Source organism: Burkholderia sp. AU33803, assembly GCF_002223095.1.
Taxonomy (GTDB): domain Bacteria; phylum Pseudomonadota; class Gammaproteobacteria; order Burkholderiales; family Burkholderiaceae; genus Burkholderia.
Map to the genome: position 1 here is coordinate 451,833 of NZ_NKFJ01000004.1, position 16,453 is coordinate 468,285.

The following is a 16,453-nucleotide window of genomic DNA, read 5'->3' on the forward strand; positions in this document are numbered from 1 at the left end:
CACCGTGCATCACATGCCGAGCGCGTGCACGCCGACGAGCAACAGCGCGCCGATCGCGATCAGCAGCAGCGCGTGAATGCGCGTGTAAATCACGCACAGCGTCGACGCAACCGCGATCGCGCGCGCGGCCCAGCCGCCGTCGAGCGCCTGCAGCAGCACCCACACCGACGCGAGGATCATGCCGGCCGCGACCGGGCGCAGGCCGGCCTCGAGCGCGATCTGCCAGCGCGCGCCCTGGTGCCGTCGCCACAGATGCGCGACGCCGTAGATCAGGAACGCGGTCGGTCCGAACAGCGCGAGCGTCGCGACCACCGCACCCCAGAAGCCGGCCACCTGCCAGCCGATCAATGTCGCCAGCAGCGAGCCGGGGCCGGGCGCCATCCGCGCGATCGCGAAGTCGTTCACGAATTGCGTGGCGGTCATCCAGTGATGCACATCGACCACCTGCCGCTGGATGTCGGCGATGATCGCCTGTCCGCCGCCGATCGTCGCGATCGACAGCGGTGCGAACACGCCGAACAGCGCGGCGTAGCGTTGCGATGCGGTCATCGCGTGTCGCTCCCGGCTGGTGTTGCAGCCGCGCGCCGGTATTCGAGCGCGACGCTCAGCGTGCCGCCGACCAGCACGGTCCACACGAGCGGCCAGTGCAGCACGGCGACCGACACGAACGTGAGCGCCATCACCGCAAACGGCAGCGCGCGGCGCGGCAGCCGGCGCACCGCCGTGATCGCCATCGAGATCGACAGCCCGATCGCCGCGGCTGCCGCGCCGGCGAGCGCGACATGCGTGAGCGGAAAGCGCGTGAGGGTCGAGAACACTATGCCGAACAGCACGATCAGCACGGCGGGCGGCGCGATGATGCCGGTGAAACCGGCCACCGCGCCGCGCCATCCGGCGAGCCGGTAGCCGATCCAGATCGCGAGGTTCTTCACGTTGACGCCCGGCAGCGCCTGCGACAGCGCAAGACCGTTGAGGAACGCCTCCTCGTCGAGCCAGCGCCGCTCGTAGACGAAGTCGCGCATCATCCGCCCGCTGAGCCCGCCACCGAAGCTGGTCAGGCCGATCTGCGAGAACGCGATGAACAGCGCGAGGACGCCGGGCGGCGATGCGTCGCCTGCCGGCGGTGCAGTTGAGGTGGCGGAGGAGGGCGGGGGCATCGGGCGGGCGGCGCGTGGCGGTTGGGCGGTCGCCCATGTTAGCAAGCGGACCCTGTCAGCACGCTGACATGGGCTCGGTGGTGACACGATCCGCGCTTGAGGCCGAGTCGACGGGTGTGTTCCGGCACGATCGATGTACCCGCGCATCCGATGCGCTCCGGCGTCCCGGCACAGCCACATATCCACCACATTCGCGCATCCGGGACATCCGGCACATCCGGGACATCCGGCACATCCGATGCATTCCTTCAGCACACCCGGCACCGCCGTACATCCGCACCCCGTCGCCGCTACGCGCGTACGATCGTCACCCCTGCCGCCTTGATCTGCTTCGTCAACCTGGCGTCGGTTTCCTTTTCTACCGCCACGGTATGCGTCAGCGTGATCCGGAACTCCGTCGCGGGTGCAACCCGTCGCCGCTACGCGCGCACGACCGTCACCCCCGCCGCCTCGATCGGCTTCGTCAGCGCAGCGTCGGTTTCCTTCTCGACCACGACGGTATGCGCCAGCGTGAGCTCGCCGATCACGAATTGCGACGCCGCGCGCAGCTTCGACTGCGACGCGAGCACGACCGTCTCGGCCGCGCGTTCGGCGAGCGCGCGCTTGATCGCCGCTTCCTCGAAATCGCCGGTGCTGAGCCCCGCGACCGGATGCACGCCCGTGACACCCATGAAGTACAGGTCCGCGTGGATGCGCGCGATGCCCTCCATCGCCGCCGCGCCGACGGCCACGATCGAATGCTTGTAGAGCCGCCCGCCGATCAGGATCACGTCGATCGACGGATGCGCGGCAAGCGCCACCGCGACACTCGGGCTGTGCGTGACGATCGTCGCGCGCAGGTCGGCCGGCAACTGGCTGACGAGCAGCGCCGAGGTGGTGCCGCCGTCGACGATCGCCACCTGGCCGGGCGCGATCATCTCCGCGGCCCGCCGCGCGATGCGTCGCTTTTCCGCCGTCTCGAGCGCCTCGCGCTGCGCGAACGGCGCAACGGCGGGCGATGCCGGCAGCGCACCGCCATGCACGCGCTGCAGCAGGCCTTCGGCCGCAAGCTCGCGCAGGTCGCGGCGGACGGTATCTTCGGACACGCCGAATTGCGCGCTCAGTTCGACCGCCAGCACCTGGCCGTCGCGCGCGAGGGCGTCGAGGATCGCTTTCTTGCGTTGTGTCGTCAGCATCGCGTTTGCACGAATTTTCTTGAAATTGCACGAATATGCACGTTACCATGGGCGCCGTCTTTTGTCGAACCGGAGGCTGGGATGGCTGCAACGCGGGATCGTGTTCGCATCGTCGATACGACGGTGCTGTCCGATGACTGGTATGTGCTGAAGAAGGTGACGTTCGATTTCCTGCGCCGCGACGGAACGTGGCAGCGCCTGAGCCGCGAGACCTACGATCGCGGCCATGGCGCGACCATCCTGCTGCGCAATGCCGGGACGGGCGACGTGCTGCTGACGCGGCAGTTCCGGATGCCGGCGTTCGTCAGCGGGCACGACGGCATGCTGCTCGAGGCCGCCGCCGGCCTGCTCGACGACGCGACGCCCGAAGCACGCATCCGCGCGGAGGCCGAGGAGGAAACCGGCTACCGCGTGCGCGGCGTGCGCAAGGTGTTCGAGGCGTTCATGAGCCCCGGCTCGGTGACGGAGAAGCTGCATTTCTTCGTCGGCGAATACGATGCGTCGCTGCGCACCGGCGACGGCGGCGGCGTCGCGGAAGAGGGCGAGGATCTCGAGGTCGTCGAGATGCCGCTGCAGGCGGCGCTCGACGCGATCGAGCGCGGCGAGATCGTCGATGCGAAGACGATCATGCTGCTCCAGTACGTCGCGCTGCGGGAAACCGCCGGCGCGCGCACGGCATGACGCCGCTGCTCGTGCTGGTCGCCGGCCCCTATCGTAGCGGCACGGACGGCGACCCCACGCGCATCGCCGCGAACCTGCACCGCCTGGAGGCGGCGGCGCTTGCCGTGTATCGCCGCGGCCACGTGCCGATGATCGGCGAATGGGTGTCGCTGCCGCTCGCCGTTGCGGCCGGGTCGCGACAGGTCGGCGACGCGATCAGCGAGACGTTCCTGTATCCGGCCGCGCACCGGCTGCTGCGCCGCTGCGATGCGGTGCTGCGCATCGACGGCGCGTCGCGCGGGGCGGACATGGACGTCGGTCTCGCACGGCAGCTCGACAAGGCGGTCTATTTCGCGGCCGACGACATTCCGGCCGCGCAGGACGATTCGGATCGCTGAACAGGCGGGGAGGCGGCCAGCCGGAGCGCCGCCCGCCGCCCTCAGCGCTGGCCGGCTGACTGTATCCGTCGCGGCGGGGCGAGCAGCAGGTCAAGCCGTTCATTGCGCATGCCGCGCCGCACGCGAACCGGCGTATGATCGCGACGCCACCCGCGCACCGTCCGACGCCACCGCCACTCCACCATGCCGTTCTCCGATTCCGCTGACGCCACCGCTGCTGCCGCCGCCGCGCAACTGCCCGCCGATCTCGTCGCTGCCGCCGTCGCCGCGCTCGCGCGTGCCGACGCCTTGCTCGTGACGGCCGGCGCCGGCATCGGCGTCGATTCCGGGCTGCCCGATTTTCGCGGCACGGACGGCTTCTGGCGTGCGTATCCGGCGCTGCGCCACGAGCGTTTCGAATTCCACGAGATCGCCTCGCCGCACGCATTCCGCGCACGCGCGCCGCTCGCGTGGGGCTTCTACGGGCACCGTCTCGCGCTTTACCGCGCGACGGAGCCGCATGCGGGCTTCGCAATCCTGCGTCGCTGGATCGACGCGATGCCGAACGGCGGCTTCGTGCTGACGAGCAACGTCGACGGCCAGTTCCAGAAAGCCGGCTTCGATCCGGCGCGGATCGTCGAGATCCACGGTTCGATCCACGCGATGCAGTGCCTGCGTCCGTGCACGGACGATACATGGGATGCGGCGCCGTTCGTGCCGGACGTCGACGAAGCCACCTGCCGCCTCGTCGGTGACATGCCGCGCTGTCCGCACTGCGGTGGCCTTGCGCGGCCGAACATCCTGATGTTCGGCGACACCGGCTGGCTCGGGGCGCGCTACGACGCGCAGGAGCGTGCGCTGGAAGACTGGCTCGCGCAGGCCGGGCGCGTCGCGGTGGTCGAGATCGGCGCGGGCACCGCGATCCCGACCGTCCGCCTGCTGAGCGAACGTCTCGGCGCCGACGTGATCCGCATCAACGCACGCGAAGCGCATGCGCGCCGTGCGGACGTGATCGGCCTGAAGGGCGGTGCGCTGGCGACGCTGAGCGCGCTCGACGCAGCCTGGCAGCGCGCGTGAGCCTGCGGGTGGACTAACGGCCCGAACGCCCCGGACGGGCCGGCATCCCGCAGGCGATCGCCGTTGCAGGTGCGCGGCGAATCCGCATACAGTTCAGCGTGTGCCGCCCGCGCACGCGCCATCTGCGTCCGGGAACGGGCCTCGCCCCCCCCGGCAACCGGGGGCCAGCGGCTGACGCCAGCCGCATCCTCGACCGGAGCGCCCTTGTTCTATTCGATCGTCGCGATCTTCGTCGGCGCCGGGCTCGGCGCGTTGCTGCGCTGGTTCCTGAGTCTCGCGCTCAACGAATTCTTTCCCGCCGTGCCGCTCGGCACGCTCGCCGCGAACCTGATCGGCGGCTACGTGATCGGCATCGCCGCCGTGGTGTTCACGACCCGCGTGGGGTTGCCGCCCGAGTGGCGGCTATTCGTGATCACGGGCTTTCTCGGCGGCCTCACGACGTTCTCGACCTATTCGGTCGAAGTGATGACGCATGCGGTGCAGGGCGAATTCGGATGGGCGTTGGCGGTGGCTGCCCTACACTTGACTGGATCGTTCGCGCTGACGGCGCTCGGCATGTGGACCGCGCGCGCGTGGCTCGCGGCGGCCTGAGCGTGCCGCCATCGGAGGGTGCGATGGACAAGGTCTTCCTGCGCTTCTACGTGCACGAGAAACATCGGCTGCACTGGAAGCCGCTGTGGGAATGGCTGCTGGAAGAAGCGAACCGGATGGGCGTCGCGGGCGGTTCCGCGTTTCGCGCGATGGCCGGGTTCGGCCAGCATCGCGTGCTGCACGAGGACCGCTTCTTCGAACTGCAGGGGTCGCTCGCGATCGAGATCGAATTCATCGTCACCGAGGACGAGGCGCAGCGCTTGCTCGAGCGGCTGTCGCACGAGAAGGTGCGTGTTTGCTACGCGATGATGCCGGCGCGCTTCGGCGTGATCGACACGCTCGGCGGACCGCCGGCGCAGGGGCCGGCGGCGTAGGGGGGCGACGCTAGCGTTCGCGTCAGATGCCGAACATCGTCAGCGACACGGCGGCGCGCGTGACGATCATCAGCAGCACCTGCACGATCACGAACAGCAGGATCGGCGACAGGTCGATGCCACCGAGGTTCGGAATGACGCGGCGCAGCGGGTTCAGGAACGGCGCGGTGAGCTGGTAAAGGATCGGCATCGCCGGCGAGCGCGGGTTGAGCCACGACAGCAGCGCCATCAGGATCGTCATCCAGATCACGAGATTGAGCGCCCACTTCACGACGGTGAGCAGCGCGACCACGACGAGCGTCGCGATCACCGCCGCCGGATCGAAGCCGGCCATCACCACCATCAGCACGACGTAGACGAGCGCGGTGAGCAGTGCGGCGACGACGCTGGCCCAGTCGATGCCGCGCACGCCCGCGATGACGCGGCGCAGTGGCAGCACGAGCCAGTTGGTCGCCTGCAGCACGGCCTGCGTGACGGGGTTGTACGGTGGCACGCGGACGGCCTGCATCCAGACGCGCAGGATCAGCGCGGCGCCGAACAGCGTGAAGACGGTATTGAGCAGAAAACGGGCGATCTCGCCGAACATCGTTGGCATCCTTTTTAGTCAGTAGCGTGCGGCCGCCAACGCCGGATGGCGGCGCATCGGCCGACACATTATCACGCCTCGTCTTGCGACGGGGAGGGGTGTGCGGCGGTGCGCGCGAGCGACGTTTCGACGGCTTCGGCGAGCGCCGGCAGCGATGCCGGCGGCGTGGCGCGCTGCGCCGCGAGCGCGATCGCGCGGCGGGTCAGCAGCGCGTACAGCGTCGCGTGATCGCCGCCGCGTGTTTCAAGCAGGGCCAACTGGCGTTCGACGATGCCTGTGTCGCCGCGCGATACCGGGCCGGAGAGCGCGTTCGCGAGCCCCTTGTCGCGCGCGGTTTCGATCGTGCCGGCCAGCATCGGCAGCAGTGCGCGCAGCGCGGCGTCTTCGTCGAAACCGAGGCCCCGCCACAGCTCGACGGCTTCCGCCAGCCCGCACAGCGCGAAGCTCGCCGCGTAGTGCGCGGCCGCGTGATAGAGCATCCGGCCGCCGGCCGGAATCGACAGCGGATGGCAGCGGAGTGCGGCAGCAAGTCGCAGCAGCGTCGCGTGCAACGCGCCGTCGGCTTCGATCGTGACCGAGCAGCCGTCGATGCGGGCGAGGTCGGCGTCGGTGCCGCCGAACAGGTAGAGCGGATGGAAGCCGCCGGTGGCCGCGCCTTGCCGCTTCGCCGGATCGAGCAGGGCGACCGCCGACGCGCCGCTGCAGTGAACGACGGCCTGCTGCGCGGCGCGCGATGCGTCGAAGCGCAGCGCCGCGGCGGCCGACGCGAGATGGTCGTCGGGTACCGTCAGGAAGATCAGGTCGGCGATGTCGGCGACTTGCTGCGGCGAGTCGACTGCAAGGCAGCCGTCGATGCGCGCGGCGAGCGCCGCGGCCGACGCTGGCGTGCGGCTCGCGATCGCGACGACCGGAAAGCCGGCCTGCGCGAAGCGCTGCGCGACGCAGCGCGCGAGACGGCCGGCGCCGATGAAGCCGAGGCGGGGTGTGTCGGGAGCGGACATGGCGGCGGGTGTAAGCGAAAACGAAGCAGCCGCCAGTATCGCAGGAATGACAGCCGGGCCGCGAAAGGGCAGTTTCTGTGCGGGCACGTGGCTGGCTTAACGGCATGCGCGCTATATCGGCAAGTATTTCACCGCCCGGCACACCGTGGATTCAAGATCGCGGACCCTGACCCCGAAACATATCGCCCCCGTATCCGGCTTGAAATGTCGGCATCTTGTCTCAAATTTGTAATCGTTCATTACGGTTGCGTGCCCGCTGCGCGCGCCGTATCCGGTAAGACTGACCGGTCATCAGGTGGCGACCCGACTCGTCGGACGGAGTTGCGCGACCGGCAAGGGTCGCCGCAGGCGCTGCGAGCCGCGCCGCGCGGCGGCTTCGCCCGCGTGCAATTGCAATTTGCAACAAATGCACGACACGCGAGGGGCGGGTTTTCGCTACATTGCTTCCATGCGACGTGCACGCCCGCCGTTGCCGACAGGGGCGCATAAATTACCGCTCCAGCAGGAGAATCGAAGTGAAAAAGCTCATTCCGTTCATCGCCGCCGCCGCGCTGGGCCTGGGTGCCGCAAGCGTTGCGCAGGCTCACGTGTCGATCGGGGTCGGCATCGGTATCCCGGTCGCGCCCGCGTATCCCGTCTATGCACCGCCGCCGCCCGTGTACTACGCGCCGCCGCCTCCGCCCGTCTATTACGCTCCGGCGCCGGCCTACTACGCGCCGCCGCCCGCCGTGGTCGTCGGCGGCTACTATGGCCGACCGTACTGGCACCATGGCTACTATGGTGGCGGCTGGGGCCATCACGGCTACTGGCGTCGCTGATTCGTGCCGCGCGGCCTTGGCCGCGCGTGGCAAAACGGCGCAACGTCCCGCAAGGGGCGCTGCGCCGTTTTTTCTGGGGAGCCGCCGTTTGACCGTGGTGAGTGGCCCGTGCGGGCCGACTCCGATTACACCGCGTGCACGATCAGGTCGCGGTAGCCGCCGACGATCACGCTGTACGAGAAATACGCGAACAGCAGCGCCGACGCGACATGACATGCGCGCATCAGCCCGGCGCCCGCGCGCTTGCGGCCCTGGCTCGCGAGCGTACACATGAAGAGTGTCCACGCGAGGCCGCCGAGGAAAAAGCCCGACAGGAACACCGACGCGGTGGCCGGCGTGGTCGCGCCGGCTTTCGCGATCAGCGCGCCGCCGACCGCCGCGAACCACAGGATCGCGCTCGGCGACGACATCGCGAGCAGCATCCCGCGCAGGAAACTGCGCCGTGCGCTGGCGCGCGGCGGCGGCGCGTCCTCGTCGTCGTCGCTGGTCACCTTGGCCGGCGCGAGCGCTTCGCGCGCCATCTTCCACGTGAGGAACAGCAGCACGGCGCCGCCGCCGATCCACACGATCCAGCGCACCGGCTCGAACTGCAGCAGCACGGCCATCCCGCCAAGCGCGAGCGCCGCATAGACGAGATCGCCGACGCACGAGCCGATGCCGAGCCAGAAGCCCGGCCGGAAGCCGTGCGACAGCGTCAGCGACAGCATCGCGACATTGACCAGGCCGATGTCGAGGCACAGCGACAGCGACAGAAAGAAGCCGTCGGACAGCATGGAGGCGGGCGGAAAGGTCATCTTCGATGCTCGGGTCGCGATGGCGGTCCACGGGCCGGCAGGCGCCGGCCGCATGGCGTCAGAGGCCGATCTCCTGCCAGAGCCGGTCGACGCGCGCCTTCACGACCGCATCCATCTCGATCGGGCGACCCCATTCTCGGCTGGTCTCGCCGGGCCACTTGTTGGTCGCGTCGAGGCCCATCTTCGAACCGAGACCGGCCACCGGCGACGCGAAGTCGAGATAGTCGATCGGCGTGCTGTCGACCATCACGGTGTCGCGCACGGGGTCGACGCGCGTCGTGATCGCCCAGATCACTTCCTTCCAGTCGCGGATGTTCACGTCCTCGTCGACGACCACGATGAACTTCGTATACATGAACTGCCGCAGGAAGCTCCACACGCCGAACATCACGCGCTTCGCGTGGCCCGCGTAGCTCTTCTTCATCTGGACGATGGCCATCCGGTAGCTGCAGCCCTCGGGCGGCAGGTAGAAGTCGGTGATCTCGGTGAACTGCTTCTGCAGCAGCGGCACGAACACCTCGTTGAGCGCGACGCCGAGCACGGCCGGCTCGTCAGGCGGCTTGCCCGTGTAGGTCGAGTGGTAGATCGCGTCGCGGCGCATCGTGATGCGCTCGACGGTGAACACCGGGAACCACTCCTGCTCGTTGTAATAGCCGGTGTGGTCGCCGTACGGGCCTTCGAGCGCGTGCTCGTACGTGGCGGACGCATTGCCGGCCGGGCGCGGCGGTGCGCCGGCCGGAGCCGGGGCAGGGGTACCTTCCTGCGGATAAATGAAGCCCTCGAGCACGATCTCCGCGCGTGCGGGCACCTGCAGCGTGTCGACGCCGGGCGTCAGGCACTTCGCGAGCTCGGTACGGCTGCCGCGCAGCAGGCCGGCGAACTGGTATTCGGACAGCGAATCGGGCACGGGCGTCACCGCGCCCAGCGTCGTGGCCGGATCGGCGCCGAGCACGACCGCGACCGGGTACGGCTTGCCGGGGTTCCGCAGCGCGAATTCGCGGAAGTCGAGCGCGCCGCCGCGATGCGCGAGCCAGCGCATGATCAGCTTGTTGCGGCCGATCAGCTGCTGGCGGTAGATCCCGAGGTTCTGCCGCGACTTGTTCGGCCCGCGCGTGACCGTCAGGCCCCACGTGACGAGCGGCCCGGCGTCGCCCGGCCAGCAGGTCTGGATCGGCAGCCGGTTCAGGTCGACGTCGGCGCCTTCCCAGACGATCTCCTGGCACGGCGGCGACGACACCGATTTCGGCGCCATGTCCCACACGGCCTTCGCGAGCGACAGCAGCTTGCCGGCGTCCTTCAGGCTCTTCGGCGGATCGGGTTCCTTCAATGCGGACAGCAGGCGCCCGAGATCGCGCAGCGAATCGAGCGCGGCGTCGTCGCCGGCATCGACGCCCATCCCGAGCGCGACGCGGCGCGGCGTGCCGAACAGGTTGCCGAGCACCGGGAAGTCGTAGCCGGTCGGCGCGTTGAACAGCAGCGCAGGGCCGCCGGCGCGCAGCACGCGGTCGCACAGCTCGGTCATTTCGAGCACGGGCGACACGGGCTGCGTGACGCGCCGCAGTTCGCCGAGCGCCTCGAGGCGCTGGATGAAATCGCGTAAGTCTTTGTATTTCATGAAGAGGGTCCGGGCCACCCGCCAGGCGGGCAGCGATGGGTGGGCGCAGCGGCCGGCTGCGACCCCGAATCGACCGACGATTTTACCCGCGCCGCCGCATGCCCGCCCGGCGGAGAAAAAAGTCGACCGCGCGCAAACCCTCTACGGCACGGGGATTGCGTTCTGAAGAGTGCTGTTAAATTACTTTTTGTTATGATTTCAATGTTTTATAGTGTTGACGATCTATAAAACCCTGCTAGAATCCGCTCACATTGGCTGCAGGGTAAAAGGCTTCGAGCCGCCAATCACCGATCTTTGACGCAGCGCGTCACCGTCCGCCGAATCCTGCACGGCGTATCCGACGGCTTTAGTCGTAGTCTCAGCCAGCGCCACCAGACGCTGGTTTTTTGCGTGGGTGCCACCGCGTATGCCCGCCTCGCCCAGTGTGCGAAGGTGCCGGCCCTCTTACACCGTGGCCTCGAACGGTACTTATACCGTTTCCCCGATGTCCGCACGCCCCAACCAAAGCGTGCGGCGTCGTGATTCCGCGGCGCGTTACCTGTCTCGCCATCGAGCTGAGCGAGCCGCACGAGTCATGTTCATGGGAGATGATCTGAATGAACGCTTGGTTATCGTGGCGTCCTAGTGAGCAGCATGCGCAATTCGTGCGCAGCATGCTGCGTCGCGGGACGCGTGTCAGTCACCATCTATTCAGCGTTGTCGGCTGTCTCGCGGTCGCAGTGGCGCTTGCACTGTGGCTGCTGCCAACCGTCCGCGGCACGCTGGCCGCGAAGCTGATGCCGGTCGTGTCCGCGGCCGTGCAAGCCGGCCCGGCCCGTCTGCTGACCGGCCATCCGCTGCCGAACTTCGCGCCCGCCGGCGCGCAGCCGCAGCAGGAAGAGAACAGTCCCGAAACGGACGCGCTTGCGGTCGGCCTCGACGTCGCCCCGGAAGCCGCCGCCGCGCAGGGCGATGCGTCCGACCCGGCCCGCAACGGCCCGTCGCCCGTCGCGCTGGCGAAGCTGATCCCGACCCAGCGCGTGGCGGCCGATGCGCGTGACGACCGTGCGCTCGCATCGAATCGCGAACAGGCGCTCGTCGCGACCTACCTGTCGCGCCGTTACCGCGTCGCGCAGGAGCCGCTCGGCCAGCTCGTCAAGGCTGCGTTCCAGACCGGCCGGGACGTCGGCCTCGATCCGCTGCTGCTGCTGTCCGTGATGGCGATCGAATCGGGCTTCAACCCGTACGCCGAGAGCGGCGTCGGCGCGAAGGGGCTGATGCAGGTCATGTCGAAGGTCCATTCCGACAAGTTCGAGTATTTCGGCGGCACCGATACCGCACTGCAGCCGCTCGCGAACCTCCAGGTCGGCGCACTCGTGCTGAAGGACTGCATCGCACGCGGCGGTTCGCTCGCGAACGGCCTGCGCCTGTACAACGGCTCGACGAACCCCGACGACAACGGCTACGGTTCGAAGGTGATGGCCGAGCGCGGTCGCCTGCGTGACGTCGCGCGGGGTCGCAGCGTGCCGGTCAATGCGCCGCAGGCGCCGGCGAAGCCGATCGTCACGGCCGCCGCCGTGACGGCAGCCGCAGGCGGCGCGAAGCGCGTGCATGCGACGCTCGAAACGTCGGCGAAGTCGGCGGCATCGAAGGAAGCCACGTCGCAGGACGACGCGAGCGTCGATACCGCGAAGCAGTCGCACGGCGATCGTTCGGAGCTTGGCGCGTAACTTGCGCACGGCTTCAGCCAGCAGGATGTGAAAAAGGCACCCGGATCGGGTGCCTTTTTGCTTTTGCGGGGTGCGGAATGGCCGCCGCGCCGGCCGCGTGTCAGTACTGCCCGAACAGTGTCGCGAGCCGGTCGACCGCTTCCTCGAGCCGCGAGTAGGCCGTCGCATAGGACAAGCGGATATAGTCACGCGGCGCATGGACACCGAAGTCCATGCCGGGCACCAGCACGACGCCCGCGTCGTGCAGCATCGCCGTCGTGAGTGCGGCGCTGTCGCCGGCCGCCGGGTGGGCGACGCCGCCGCAGTGCGCATACACGTAGAACGCGCCGTCCGGCATCACGGGCACCGTGAAGCCGAGCCGTTCGAGCGCCGGTGCGATGAAATCACGCCGGCGCTTGAATTCGAGCCGGCGGGCTTCGTAGATGTCGAGCGCGGCCGGCTCGAAGCACGCGAGCGCCGCGTGTTGCGCGAGCGCGGACGGGCAGATGAACAGGTTCTGCGCCAGCTTCTCGAACGTGCCGACTAGCGCGGGCGGCACCACCAGCCAGCCGAGCCGCCAGCCCGTCATGCTGAAATACTTGGAGAAGCTGTTCACGGTGACGACGTCGTCGCCGAACGACAGCGCCGACACGGGGGCCGCGTCGTAGCTGAGCCCCTGGTAGATCTCGTCGACGATCGTGAAGCCGCCGCGTGCGCGCACGGCTTCGACGATCCGCTTCAGTTCGTCGGGTTCGAGCGACGTGCCGGTCGGGTTCGACGGCGACGCGAGCAGCACGCCGCGCGTGCGGTCGCCCCAGCGTGTGCGGACGTCGTCCTCGGTAAGCTGGAAGCGCGCATCCGGGCCGCTCGGCACGAGTACCGCGCGGCCTTCGGCCGCGGCGACGAAGTGCCGGTTGCACGGATACGACGGGTCGGGCATCAGCACCTCGTCGTCGCGCCCGACGAGCGCGAGGCACGCGAGCAGCAGCGCGGCCGACGCGCCGGCCGTCACGACGATCCGTTCCGGGCTGATCGTGAGGCCGTACGCGCGTGCGTAGTGCGCGGCGATCGCCTCGCGCAGCGGTGCGATGCCGAGCGCGCTCGTATATTGGGTGACGCCACGGCGCAGCGCGGCCGCGGCCGCTTCGACGACCGGCTCCGGCGCAGTGAAATCCGGCTCGCCGATGCCCATGTGGATAACATCGCGCCCGGAGGACTCGAGACGCTGTGCCTCCTTCATCAGTTCCATCACGTAGAAGGGCTGGATCGCGTCGACGCGTGCGGCGAGTCTGACGAGCGAATCGGTGGCGGTATTCATCGGGCGGGCAAGGCGAAGGAGGCGGGGCAAAAGAAAAAACGGGCGCATGCGCGCCCGTTCCGGACCAACGGGTTCAGCCGTTGCGGCGCGCCTGCGTTTCGGCGGGGCGCAGCTTCGCGGCGAGCTTGTCGAGCACGCCGTTCACGTACTTGTAGCCGTCGGAGCCGCCGAACGTCTTCGCGAGTTCGACAGCTTCGTTGATGATCACGCGGTACGGCGTTTCGACGTGGTGCGTGAGCTCGAACGTGGCGATCAGCAGGACGGCGCGTTCGACCGGCGACAGCTGGTCGATCGGGCGGTCGAGCGACGGCGTCAGCGCTTCGACGAGCGTGGCGTGCTCGCGGATCACGCCGTGCAGGATCGCGTCGAGCAGCTCCTTGTCGGCCTTGTCGTAACCGAGCGCGCCGCGCAGTTGCGCGTCGATCTCGCCGGAGGATGCGTTCGACAGCAGCCACTGGTACAGCCCCTGCGTCGCCAGCTCGCGCGATTGTCGGCGGGCGCTCTTCTTCATGCGCGCTCCTCTTCGTCGTCTTCCTCTTCTTCGTCCTCGTCGTCATCGCCGAGCTGGTCGAGGGCCATCGTCAGGTTGGCCATCTCGACGGCGACGCGTGCGGCGTCACGACCCTTTTCGGTCATGCGCGCGACGGCCTGCTCGTCGTTTTCGGTGGTCAGGACCGCGTTCGCGATCGGCAGGTTGAAGTCGAGGCCGATGCGGGTGATGCCCGCGCCGCTCTCGTTCGACACGAGTTCGAAGTGGTAGGTCTCGCCGCGGATCACCGCGCCGAGCGCGATCAGCGCGTCGAACTGGCCGCTTTCGGCGAGCTTCTGCAGCGCGAGCGGGATTTCCAGCGCGCCGGGTACCGACACGAGCAGCACGTCTTCACCGGTGACGCCGAGGCGTTCCAGTTCCTCGACGCACGCGTCGGCGAGGCCGTTGCACACGGGCTCGTTGAAGCGCGATTGCACGATGCCGATACGCAGGCCGTCGCCTTCGAGATTCGGTTGGTATTGTCCGATTTCCATGATCTTGTCCGTGGTGTGGATGAACGGTTATAGGGCGAAAGCGCCGTGGCGGGTTACGCGTTGGACGCCGGGCAGGACTTGGCTTCGCCGCCGGGCATCGGAATGAAGCCCGTGACTTCGAGGCCGTAGCCGGACATGCTGCCCAGCTTGCGCGGATTCGACAGCACCTGCATCTTGCTGACCCCGACATCGCGCAGGATCTGCGCGCCGATGCCGAACGTCTTGAAATCAACCGGCCGGCGCTTGAGCACAGCGGCCTTTTCTTCCTCGTCGAACGCCTTGAAGACGTCGATCAGGTGTTCCTTCGTGTCGCCGCAGTTGAGCAGCACGATCACGCCGAGGTCGCGCTCCGCGATCTCGCGCATCGCGGCGTCGAGCGTCCACGAGTGCGTCGACACGCCCGTCTCGAGCAGGTCGAGCACCGACAGCGGCTCGTGCACGCGCACCGGCGTATCGACGTCCGGCGACGGCGTGCCGCGCACCAGCGCGATGTGCGGCGAGCCGCTCGGCTGGTCGCGGTACAGCACCGCGCGGAACGTGCCGTGCGCGGTCTGCATCGTGCGCTCGGCGATCCGCTCGATGATCGATTCGGTGCGGCTGCGGTACTGGATCAGGTCGGCGATCGTGCCGATCTTCAGGTTGTGTTCCTGCGCGAACTCGATCAGGTCGGGCAGGCGCGCCATCGTGCCGTCGTCCTTGATGATCTCGCAGATCACCGCGGCCGGCGTGAGGCCCGCCAGCGCGGTGAAGTCGCAACCGGCCTCGGTGTGGCCCGCGCGCACGAGCACGCCGCCCGGCTGCGCCATGATCGGGAACACGTGGCCCGGCTGCACGATGTGCTCGGGGCGCACGTCATGTGCGACCGCCGTGGCGATCGTGTGCGCGCGGTCGGCGGCCGAGATGCCGGTCGTCACGCCTTCGGCCGCTTCGATGCTGACCGTGAACGCGGTGCCGTACTGCGTGCCGTTGCGGTAGGTCATCAGCGGCAGGTGCAGCTGCTTGCAGCGTTCCTGCGTCAACGTCAGACAAACCAGGCCGCGGCCGTACTTGGCCATGAAGTTGATCGCTTCCGGCGTGACGAATTCGGCGGCGATCACGAGGTCGCCCTCGTTTTCGCGGTCTTCTTCGTCGACCAGGATCACCATCCGGCCGGCTTTCAGCTCGGCGATGATGTCGAGCGTGGAGGCGAGCGTCATAAGGGGGCGTGAAAGAGGAAAGTGCGTATTTTACGCCAGCCGGACGACGTTTCGGCTGGCGCGGACCGCGCGCGCCCGGCGAGCGCTCCGGAAAGCGCTGCGGCCGGCCTGCGCGGCAGGCCTGGCGGGGCCGCCGCGCATTGGCGCACGTGCGTGCGGACGGTGGCGGGCCGGGCTTGCCCGGCCGCGCGTCACGCGTGCTGGTCGCGCCCGCCCAGGTAGTCGAGCTTGCCGAGCTCGACGCCGCTGTGGCGCAGGATGTCGTACGCGGTCGTCACGTGGAAGAAGAAATTGGGCAGCACGAAATTCAGCAGGTACGACTGGCCGGTGAACTCGATCGGGCCGACGCGCATCTTCAGCACGATCTGGCGCGCCTCGCTGCCGTCGATCTGCGCGGCGTCGAAGCTCTTCAGGTAGTCGATCGTCTTCTGGATGCGGGCGTGCAGTTCGTCGAAGGTCTGCTCGACGTCCGGGTAGCTCGGGATTTCGACGTCGGCGAGGCGCGCGGCGCAGCCCTTGGCCGTGTCGGTCGCGATATAGACCTGGCGGACGAGCGGCAGCATGTCCGGGTACAGGCGGGCGCCGACGAACACCGACGGATCGATCTGCTTTTCGGCCGCATGGGCCTGCGCCTTGCCGAGAATGTGCTGAAGATTGGTCAGGCCACGGATCAGGACAGGCACCGAGGCCTGATACATCGAGATGGACATGGGGACGACTCCTTGAGGAAGAGGGTGACCAATACGCGGCCGCGCCGTGCGTTGCGACGCTGGAACCGCTGTCGACGCATCTTAGCGCGGCGGCATGACCCGTGCGCGTCGTTGGCCATTCGGCCAGCTGTCGGGGCAGGCGGGCGAGCGACGAGCGCACGCGTCGTGGCGTCGACCGGCGACGCGCGGCGCGAAATGGGATCGGAGATCAGGTTGATCGAGAACGCGCAGCCGCCCGCGCGATCGTCGACCGTGTTGACGGTCAGGCTCGCGCCGTTGACCGTGATCGACCC

The 16,453-nt window shown here is 68.6% G+C and carries 19 protein-coding genes and 1 pseudogene; 7 read left to right on the forward strand and 13 right to left on the reverse strand.

Annotated features, from left to right (window positions below; all coding sequences use genetic code 11):
• Positions 1–9: 9 nt before the first annotated feature.
• The 3 genes from CFB41_RS04490 to CFB41_RS04500 form a co-directional block, all read right to left on the reverse strand.
• On the reverse strand, positions 10–549 hold the full coding sequence (locus CFB41_RS04490; RefSeq protein WP_089455752.1) for a chromate transporter: 540 nt from the start codon (positions 547–549) through the stop codon (positions 10–12).
• The gene (locus tag CFB41_RS04495; RefSeq protein WP_089455753.1) at positions 546–1,157 is read right to left on the reverse strand and encodes a chromate transporter; all 612 of its coding nucleotides are present in this window, start codon (positions 1,155–1,157) and stop codon (positions 546–548) included. Before CFB41_RS04495 ends, CFB41_RS04490 begins: the two co-directional genes overlap by 4 nt.
• 419 nt (positions 1,158–1,576) lie before the next feature.
• Positions 1,577–2,332 (reverse strand): DeoR/GlpR family DNA-binding transcription regulator, encoded by a 756-nt coding sequence (locus CFB41_RS04500; protein ID WP_089450074.1) that lies wholly within the window; start codon positions 2,330–2,332, stop codon positions 1,577–1,579.
• Between the two features lie 81 nt (positions 2,333–2,413).
• Here CFB41_RS04500 and CFB41_RS04505 point away from each other — a divergent pair, with 81 nt between their 5' ends.
• The 5 genes from CFB41_RS04505 (at position 2,414) to CFB41_RS04525 (ending at position 5,411) form a co-directional block, all read left to right on the forward strand.
• Entirely contained in the window at positions 2,414–3,013 is a 600-nt protein-coding gene (locus CFB41_RS04505) for an NUDIX domain-containing protein (protein ID WP_089439421.1), read from the forward strand.
• The gene (locus CFB41_RS04510; protein WP_089455754.1) at positions 3,010–3,390 is read left to right on the forward strand and encodes a DUF4406 domain-containing protein; all 381 of its coding nucleotides are present in this window, start codon (positions 3,010–3,012) and stop codon (positions 3,388–3,390) included. Before CFB41_RS04505 ends, CFB41_RS04510 begins: the two co-directional genes overlap by 4 nt.
• Before the next feature lie 183 nt (positions 3,391–3,573).
• Positions 3,574–4,446: a Sir2 family NAD-dependent protein deacetylase gene (locus CFB41_RS04515; protein WP_089455755.1), complete on the forward strand. Its 873-nt coding sequence runs from the start codon at positions 3,574–3,576 to the stop codon at positions 4,444–4,446.
• Positions 4,447–4,650: 204 nt separating this feature from the next.
• Positions 4,651–5,037 (forward strand): fluoride efflux transporter CrcB, encoded by a 387-nt coding sequence (gene crcB, locus CFB41_RS04520; protein WP_089439424.1) that lies wholly within the window; start codon positions 4,651–4,653, stop codon positions 5,035–5,037.
• 23 nt (positions 5,038–5,060) lie between these two features.
• Positions 5,061–5,411 carry a DUF190 domain-containing protein gene (locus CFB41_RS04525; RefSeq protein ID WP_089431365.1) on the forward strand — a complete coding sequence of 117 codons (351 nt, stop codon included), beginning with the start codon at positions 5,061–5,063 and terminating at the stop codon, positions 5,409–5,411.
• Positions 5,412–5,433: 22 nt separating this feature from the next.
• Here CFB41_RS04525 and CFB41_RS04530 read toward each other — a convergent pair whose 3' ends face one another.
• Both CFB41_RS04530 and CFB41_RS04535 read right to left on the reverse strand, forming a co-directional pair.
• Complete coding sequence (locus CFB41_RS04530; protein WP_006488584.1) at positions 5,434–5,997, reverse strand: YggT family protein; 564 nt, start codon at positions 5,995–5,997, stop codon at positions 5,434–5,436.
• Between the two features lie 71 nt (positions 5,998–6,068).
• Positions 6,069–6,998: a Rossmann-like and DUF2520 domain-containing protein gene (locus CFB41_RS04535; RefSeq protein WP_089455756.1), complete on the reverse strand. Its 930-nt coding sequence runs from the start codon at positions 6,996–6,998 to the stop codon at positions 6,069–6,071.
• A 515-nt stretch (positions 6,999–7,513) separates the two neighbouring features.
• On the opposite strand from CFB41_RS04535, the gene CFB41_RS04545 reads away from it, so the two are divergent.
• Positions 7,514–7,816, forward strand: a complete 303-nt coding sequence (locus CFB41_RS04545) for a hypothetical protein (RefSeq protein WP_089439427.1) — start codon at positions 7,514–7,516, stop codon at positions 7,814–7,816.
• Positions 7,817–7,941: 125 nt separating this feature from the next.
• Here the strand turns inward: CFB41_RS04545 and CFB41_RS04550 are convergent, their stop codons facing one another.
• Positions 7,942–8,610, reverse strand: coding sequence for a LysE family translocator (locus CFB41_RS04550; RefSeq protein ID WP_089455758.1), 669 nt, complete (start codon positions 8,608–8,610; stop codon positions 7,942–7,944).
• A 58-nt stretch (positions 8,611–8,668) separates the two neighbouring features.
• Entirely contained in the window at positions 8,669–10,225 is a 1,557-nt protein-coding gene (locus tag CFB41_RS04555; RefSeq protein WP_089455759.1) for a UbiD family decarboxylase, read from the reverse strand.
• Between the two features lie 596 nt (positions 10,226–10,821).
• Here CFB41_RS04555 and CFB41_RS04560 point away from each other — a divergent pair.
• Positions 10,822–11,934: a transglycosylase SLT domain-containing protein gene (locus tag CFB41_RS04560; protein WP_089455760.1), complete on the forward strand. Its 1,113-nt coding sequence runs from the start codon at positions 10,822–10,824 to the stop codon at positions 11,932–11,934.
• A 100-nt stretch (positions 11,935–12,034) separates the two neighbouring features.
• Here the strand turns inward: CFB41_RS04560 and CFB41_RS04565 are convergent, their stop codons facing one another.
• The 6 genes and pseudogenes from CFB41_RS04565 to CFB41_RS38525 form a co-directional block, all read right to left on the reverse strand.
• A complete protein-coding gene (locus CFB41_RS04565; protein ID WP_089455761.1) occupies positions 12,035–13,231 on the reverse strand; it encodes a pyridoxal phosphate-dependent aminotransferase in 1,197 nt (398 codons plus the stop codon).
• A 73-nt stretch (positions 13,232–13,304) separates the two neighbouring features.
• A complete protein-coding gene (gene nusB, locus CFB41_RS04570; RefSeq protein ID WP_021157083.1) occupies positions 13,305–13,742 on the reverse strand; it encodes a transcription antitermination factor NusB in 438 nt (145 codons plus the stop codon).
• Positions 13,739–14,254, reverse strand: coding sequence for a 6,7-dimethyl-8-ribityllumazine synthase (gene ribH, locus CFB41_RS04575; RefSeq protein WP_039371042.1), 516 nt, complete (start codon positions 14,252–14,254; stop codon positions 13,739–13,741). The genes nusB and ribH overlap by 4 nt, the downstream gene beginning before the upstream one ends.
• Positions 14,255–14,307: 53 nt before the next feature.
• Positions 14,308–15,450: a bifunctional 3,4-dihydroxy-2-butanone-4-phosphate synthase/GTP cyclohydrolase II gene (gene ribBA / locus CFB41_RS04580; RefSeq protein WP_089439431.1), complete on the reverse strand. Its 1,143-nt coding sequence runs from the start codon at positions 15,448–15,450 to the stop codon at positions 14,308–14,310.
• 191 nt (positions 15,451–15,641) lie between these two features.
• A complete protein-coding gene (locus CFB41_RS04585; protein ID WP_069247362.1) occupies positions 15,642–16,160 on the reverse strand; it encodes a DUF1993 family protein in 519 nt (172 codons plus the stop codon).
• Positions 16,161–16,366: 206 nt separating this feature from the next.
• A pseudogene (locus CFB41_RS38525) lies at positions 16,367–16,453 on the reverse strand (riboflavin synthase); the annotation flags it as partial.

Excerpts from the sequence above, each read along its gene's own strand:
- CFB41_RS04490 (WP_089455752.1), bottom strand. The coding sequence starts at position 549 with ATGACCGCATCGCAACGCTACGCCGCGCTGTTCGGCGTGTTCGCACCG.
- CFB41_RS04495 (WP_089455753.1), bottom strand. The coding sequence starts at position 1,157 with ATGCCCCCGCCCTCCTCCGCCACCTCAACTGCACCGCCGGCAGGCGAC.
- CFB41_RS04500 (WP_089450074.1), bottom strand. The coding sequence starts at position 2,332 with ATGCTGACGACACAACGCAAGAAAGCGATCCTCGACGCCCTCGCGCGC.
- CFB41_RS04505 (WP_089439421.1), top strand. The coding sequence starts at position 2,414 with ATGGCTGCAACGCGGGATCGTGTTCGCATCGTCGATACGACGGTGCTG.
- CFB41_RS04510 (WP_089455754.1), top strand. The coding sequence starts at position 3,010 with ATGACGCCGCTGCTCGTGCTGGTCGCCGGCCCCTATCGTAGCGGCACG.
- CFB41_RS04515 (WP_089455755.1), top strand. The coding sequence starts at position 3,574 with ATGCCGTTCTCCGATTCCGCTGACGCCACCGCTGCTGCCGCCGCCGCG.
- CFB41_RS04525 (WP_089431365.1), top strand. The coding sequence starts at position 5,061 with ATGGACAAGGTCTTCCTGCGCTTCTACGTGCACGAGAAACATCGGCTG.
- CFB41_RS04530 (WP_006488584.1), bottom strand. The coding sequence starts at position 5,997 with ATGTTCGGCGAGATCGCCCGTTTTCTGCTCAATACCGTCTTCACGCTG.
- CFB41_RS04535 (WP_089455756.1), bottom strand. The coding sequence starts at position 6,998 with ATGTCCGCTCCCGACACACCCCGCCTCGGCTTCATCGGCGCCGGCCGT.
- CFB41_RS04550 (WP_089455758.1), bottom strand. The coding sequence starts at position 8,610 with ATGACCTTTCCGCCCGCCTCCATGCTGTCCGACGGCTTCTTTCTGTCG.
- CFB41_RS04555 (WP_089455759.1), bottom strand. The coding sequence starts at position 10,225 with ATGAAATACAAAGACTTACGCGATTTCATCCAGCGCCTCGAGGCGCTC.
- CFB41_RS04560 (WP_089455760.1), top strand. The coding sequence starts at position 10,822 with ATGAACGCTTGGTTATCGTGGCGTCCTAGTGAGCAGCATGCGCAATTC.
- CFB41_RS04565 (WP_089455761.1), bottom strand. The coding sequence starts at position 13,231 with ATGAATACCGCCACCGATTCGCTCGTCAGACTCGCCGCACGCGTCGAC.
- nusB (WP_021157083.1), bottom strand. The coding sequence starts at position 13,742 with ATGAAGAAGAGCGCCCGCCGACAATCGCGCGAGCTGGCGACGCAGGGG.
- ribH (WP_039371042.1), bottom strand. The coding sequence starts at position 14,254 with ATGGAAATCGGACAATACCAACCGAATCTCGAAGGCGACGGCCTGCGT.
- ribBA (WP_089439431.1), bottom strand. The coding sequence starts at position 15,450 with ATGACGCTCGCCTCCACGCTCGACATCATCGCCGAGCTGAAAGCCGGC.
- CFB41_RS04585 (WP_069247362.1), bottom strand. The coding sequence starts at position 16,160 with ATGTCCATCTCGATGTATCAGGCCTCGGTGCCTGTCCTGATCCGTGGC.